This window comes from Actinomadura roseirufa, from assembly GCF_900659635.1.
Lineage (GTDB): Bacteria > Actinomycetota > Actinomycetes > Streptosporangiales > Streptosporangiaceae > Spirillospora > Spirillospora roseirufa.
On record NZ_CAACVB010000429.1, the window covers coordinates 1 to 4,591 of the forward strand.

Consider the following 4,591-nt stretch of genomic DNA (forward strand, 5'->3'; position numbering starts at 1 on the left):
GTCCCGGGGCCGGGCGGGGCCGCGGCCGGGGCCGGTGGCGCGCCGGTGATCGACGCGCCGGCGAGCGAGGTGGTGGCCAGGAACGCCCTGCGTGTCATGTCCACGTGATCCAGTGGAGGTCACCCGGTTGAGGGCGGCGAGAGACGCGGTCGACCGGGAGGGCAACACGGCGTGAAGGGCCCGTGACCCGGGCGGACTCCGGCGGCCGGTCCCGGCGCCGACGATCAGCGCAGCTCGCCGACGCCGACCAGGCCGGCGAACCGCTCGCCGTCGGTCCGGACGCCGCCGTCCAGCCACTCCCGGGGGCCCGTCAGCCCCGGCTCCAGCAGCTCGAACCCGTCGAAGAACCCGCGGATCCGCGCGCTCGGCCTGGCGCCGAGACGGGCGCTGGCGTCCTGGTACACCCGCTCGGTGCGGGCCATCGCCTCGGGGAAGGCATCGGTGGCCAGATGCGACAGGATCAGCCGGCTGCCGGGCGCGAGGGCGTCCCGGTATCGCGCCACCAGCCCCGCCGGGTCGTCCTCGTCGGCGACGAAGTGCAGCACCGACACCAGCAGCAGCGCCACCGGCCGGGAGAGGTCGATCATGCCGCGGACGGCCGGATGGCCGAGCACCTCGTCCGGGCGGCGCAGGTCCCCCTCGGCGAAGCCGACCTCGGCGCCGGCCAGCAGGGCGCGGCCGTGCACGCACACCACCGGGTCGTAGTCCACGTAGACCACGCGCGCGTCGTCCCGGACGCCGAGCGCCACCTCGTGGACGTTCTCCCTGGTCGGCAGCCCCGAGCCCAGGTCGAGGAACTGCCGGACGCCGGCCCGCGCGGCGGCGCGCACGGCGGCGCCGAGGAACGCCCGGTTGAGCCGCACGCCCCGCACCACACGCCCCTCGGAGATCTCCACCACGCGCTCGGCGGCCTCCCGGTCGGCGGCGAAGTTGTCCTTGCCGCCGAGCCAGAAATCGTACATCCGAGCGACGTTGGGGGAGCCCGCGTCCAGGCCGTCGGGGGGCCCGCCCGTCGTGTCGGTCATCCGCATCATGATCCTCTTCGGGCCGGAGGGCGGCAACATGAACAGGGCATTCCGGGCGCGGGCCCGTTCACCGGGGCGCCGGGCAAGGTTGCCGCGGCCGTCACCGGACGGGTCCTGGCCCGGGTACCGCCCGCTCGGTACCTTCCGGGCGGCGGTGATCCTCCGGCGACGGTCGCCCGTGGGACGCCGCCGCGAGAGGAGCCGACATGGGAGCCGACAGGATCGCCCGGATGATGACCGGGAAGGCCGTCCTGATCGCGGCCGCCGCGGTGCTGCTGCCGGTCGCGGCGGTGGGCGCCGGGGTGGCGGGGACGGCGCAGGCGGCCCCGCACGCGGCCGAGCCGACGATCTTCGGGCACCGCGGCGCGTCCGGGTACCGCCCCGAGCACACCGCCGGGTCGTACGAGCTGGCCGTCCAGCTGGGCGCCGACTACATCGAGCCCGACCTCGTGCCGACCAAGGACGGCGTGCTGGTCGCCCGGCACGAGAACGAGATCGGCGGCACCACGGACGTGGCGCGCCACCCCGAGTTCACCTCCCGCCGCACCACCAAGACCGTGGACGGGACGAAGGTGACCGGCTGGTTCACCGAGGACTTCACGCTGGCCGAGCTGAAGACCCTGCGCGCGGTCGAGCGGCTGCCCGACGTCCGGCGGCGCAACACCCTCTACGACGGCCGCTACCAGGTGCCGACGCTGCAGGAGGTCATCGACCTGGCCAAGGGTCTCGGCGCCCGCTACCACCGCCGCATCGGCATCATCCCCGAGACCAAGCACCCGACCTACTTCCGCTCGATCGGCCTGCCGCTGGAGCCCGGCCTGGTCAAGACGCTCAAGGAGAACGGGCTGGACAAGCGGGACGGCCGCGCGATCGTCCAGTCGTTCGAGCCGTCGAGCCTGCGGCTGCTGCGCCGCGACCTGCGGGTGCCCGCGCTGCAGACCCTCTCGGCCTCCGGCGCCCCCTACGACACGATCGCGACCGGCAAGGGCCCGACGTACGCGCAGATGATCACGCCCGAGGGGCTCCGCGAGATCCGCACCTACGCCGAGTGGATCGGCCCGGACAAGTCGCTGGTGATCCCGCCGAAGGCGGACGGCACGCTGGGCACGCCCACGGCGCTGGTGAAGGACGCGCACGCCGCGAAGCTGAAGGTCGGCCCCTACACCTTCCGCAACGAGAACCAGTTCCTGCCCGCCGACCTGCGCAACGGGACCGTCCCGTCCGACTACGGCCAGGCGTTCAAGGAGTACGAGGCCTTCTTCAAGGCGGGCATCGACGGGCTCTTCAGCGACAACTCCGACACCGCCGTCGCCGCCCGCGGCGACTTCCTGAAGGGCTGACCGGCCGCGAGGGCCGGCCGGCACCGCCGCGCCCGCTCCGGCCCCTGACCGCCGCGCCCGGCTCCCGGCGGCCGTCGTCAGGGGCCGGCGCGCCAGGCCGCGAGGGTCGCCTCCACATCCGCGCGGATGCGGTCGCGGGCCTCGCGGCGGGGCACGCCGGCCATCAGCATCGCGTCGTAGCCGGTGTCCAGGTGCCGGACGGAGGCGACGACGGCGAGCGTGACCGCCTCGGCGTCGAGGTCGCGGCCGGCCGCCGTCCGGCCCACCCGGCCGCTGCCGCGCAGCCCCGCGTGCCGGGCGATCTCCTCGGCCCGGCCGGGCGGGCAGCCGGGGAACAGGCGGCCGATCTCGGCGGCCAGCCGGTCCAGGAACTCCACGTCCCGCACCGCGCGGCGCTCGCGGTCGCGGTCGCGGCGGCGCGCCCGCAGGTCCTCGTCGGCCAGGCAGCGCTCCTCGGCCCGTTCGAGGGCGGCCTCCTCGACCAGCACCCCGCGCCGCTCGTAGCGCTTGCGGCGCCGGTTGTGCCGGACGACCACGGCCGACAGCCCGCTCTCCTGCTTGGCGCGGCGGCTGAGCGCGGCGTCGCCGGACGGCAGGAACACCAGGTGCCCCAGATCGGCGCAGTCCAGGCACAGCGGCACCGAGTCCTCGACGACCTGGAGGCCGCCCGCCCCGTGACAGCCGCCGCAGGTCCAGGGGCCGTCCGGGTCGACGGCGGTGATGTCGGGGGCCTTGTCGCGCCGGGCGGCCAGCCGCTCGCGCTGCGCGGGCGTCAGCGCGGGCGACAGCCAGTGCGTGCGGTGGGCGAGCTCCGCCGCCTCCGCGCCCGCCGCGGTGAAGCGCAGCGGCCGGCGGTCGCGGGTCGCCGCCGTGTACGCGGCCTCGGCGGGCTCCAGGCCGTTGCGCTCGGCCCACGCGCGCAGCGCTCGCAGCGCGGCGGCGATCTTGTCGGGGTGGACGGACATCGCCGCGTGCAGGTGGTCGTGCCGTCCCTGCCGCCACTCCTCGACCCGCGCGGCTCGGATCCAGCCGATCCTGGTGAAGACGTCCACGGGGGCGACCGAGCGCGATCTCTTCAGCAGGTCCGCGGCGGCCTCGTCCACCCGGCGCGCCAGCCGGGACTCCTGTACCTCGCTCACGGCGGACACGCTAGCGGAGCCCCGGGGCGCCCATCACCGGCCTCCGCGAACCCCTGCCTCACCTGCGGATCGTCACGCGGCGTAGCGTTCGGTCCATGGAGGATGAGCACAGGGGGTGGACGGGCCCGGACGGCCTTCACGTGGTGGCGGTGCTGCTCGCGGGCGCGCACCGGGTCTGGGCCGACCGCGCGGGGGTGCGGGGGGACACGGCCTTCCTGGTCACCCGGAACGGGGCGCTCGTCGGCTACTTCCCGTCCGTGGAGGACCTGGCGGAGGTCGTCGATCTGTCGCGTCTGCACATGGACTGACGGCCGCCGTCCGCGCATGCTGGTCCGCGGCGCACCAGGGGACGAGCGGGGGAGAGGGCCGTGCCGCAGAGGTTCGATGTCGTCGTCGTGGGCTCGGTCAACGCCGATCTGGTGGTCGGGGTGGACCGGCGGCCGGGGCCGGGGGAGACCGTGCTCGGCTCCGACCTGGTCACCCATCCCGGCGGCAAGGGCGCCAACCAGGCCGTCGCCGCGGCCCGGCTCGGCGGCCGGAGCGCGCTCGTCGGCCGGATCGGCGACGACGCGCACGGCGGGCTGCTGCGCGCGTCCCTGGCCGCGGCCGGCGTCGGCCTGGCGCATCTGACCGCCGGGCCGGGCCCGAGCGGCGTGGCCCTCATCGCCGTCGGCCCGGACGGCGACAACAGCATCATCGTCGCGCCCGGCGCCAACGCCCGGCTCTCGCCCGCCGACGTCGCCGCCGCCCGGGAGACGATCGGCGCCGCCGCGGTGGTCTCGTGCCAGCTGGAGGTCCCGCTGCCCGCGGTGGAGGCCGCCGCACGCGCGGCCGGGGCGGCGGGCGCCCGGTTCGTGCTCAACCCGTCCCCGCCCGCGCCCGTCCCGGACGCCCTGCTGGCCCTGTGCGACCCCCTGGTCGTGAACGAGCACGAGGCCGCCCGCCTCCTCGGCGGGCCCGGTGGCCCCGTCCCGGGCGGGTCCGGCGGGGAGGCGGCCGCCGTGGAGGAGACGGGGCGGGCGCTGCTGGCGCGCGGCCCCCGCTCGGTCGTGATCACGCTCGGCGCCGGGGGCGCGCTGGCAGCCGG

The 4,591-nt window shown here is 76.4% G+C and carries 6 protein-coding genes; 3 read left to right on the plus strand and 3 right to left on the minus strand.

Annotation, left to right across the window (positions count from 1 at the left end):
• A partial coding sequence (locus tag E1291_RS45340; protein WP_131743118.1) for a twin-arginine translocation signal domain-containing protein occupies nucleotides 1-98 on the minus strand: 98 nt, incomplete at its 3' end.
• 126 nt (nucleotides 99-224) lie between these two features.
• A complete protein-coding gene (locus E1291_RS39440) occupies nucleotides 225-1,025 on the minus strand; it encodes an SAM-dependent methyltransferase (RefSeq protein WP_165495521.1) in 801 nt (266 codons plus the stop codon).
• Between the two features lie 206 nt (nucleotides 1,026-1,231).
• Here E1291_RS39440 and E1291_RS39445 point away from each other — a divergent pair, with 206 nt between their 5' ends.
• On the plus strand, nucleotides 1,232-2,365 hold the full coding sequence (locus tag E1291_RS39445; RefSeq protein WP_131743120.1) for a glycerophosphodiester phosphodiesterase: 1,134 nt from the start codon (nucleotides 1,232-1,234) through the stop codon (nucleotides 2,363-2,365).
• 77 nt (nucleotides 2,366-2,442) lie between these two features.
• On the opposite strand, the gene E1291_RS39450 is transcribed toward E1291_RS39445, so the two are convergent.
• Nucleotides 2,443-3,504, minus strand: coding sequence for a DUF2293 domain-containing protein (locus E1291_RS39450; RefSeq protein ID WP_131743121.1), 1,062 nt, complete (start codon nucleotides 3,502-3,504; stop codon nucleotides 2,443-2,445).
• 95 nt (nucleotides 3,505-3,599) lie between these two features.
• On the opposite strand from E1291_RS39450, the gene E1291_RS39455 reads away from it, so the two are divergent.
• Together E1291_RS39455 and E1291_RS39460 are read left to right on the plus strand one after the other, a co-directional pair.
• The gene (locus tag E1291_RS39455) at nucleotides 3,600-3,812 is read left to right on the plus strand and encodes a hypothetical protein (RefSeq protein WP_131743122.1); all 213 of its coding nucleotides are present in this window, start codon (nucleotides 3,600-3,602) and stop codon (nucleotides 3,810-3,812) included.
• Between the two features lie 60 nt (nucleotides 3,813-3,872).
• On the plus strand, nucleotides 3,873-4,591 hold a 719-nt coding region (locus E1291_RS39460), incomplete at its 3' end, for a ribokinase (RefSeq protein ID WP_207401193.1).

Bases quoted from the DNA above. Each gene is read 5' to 3' on its own strand.
- E1291_RS39455 (WP_131743122.1), top strand. From the start codon at position 3,600: ATGGAGGATGAGCACAGGGGGTGGACGGGCCCGGACGGCCTTCACGTG.
- E1291_RS39440 (WP_165495521.1), bottom strand. From the start codon at position 1,025: ATGACCGACACGACGGGCGGGCCCCCCGACGGCCTGGACGCGGGCTCC.
- E1291_RS39445 (WP_131743120.1), top strand. From the start codon at position 1,232: ATGGGAGCCGACAGGATCGCCCGGATGATGACCGGGAAGGCCGTCCTG.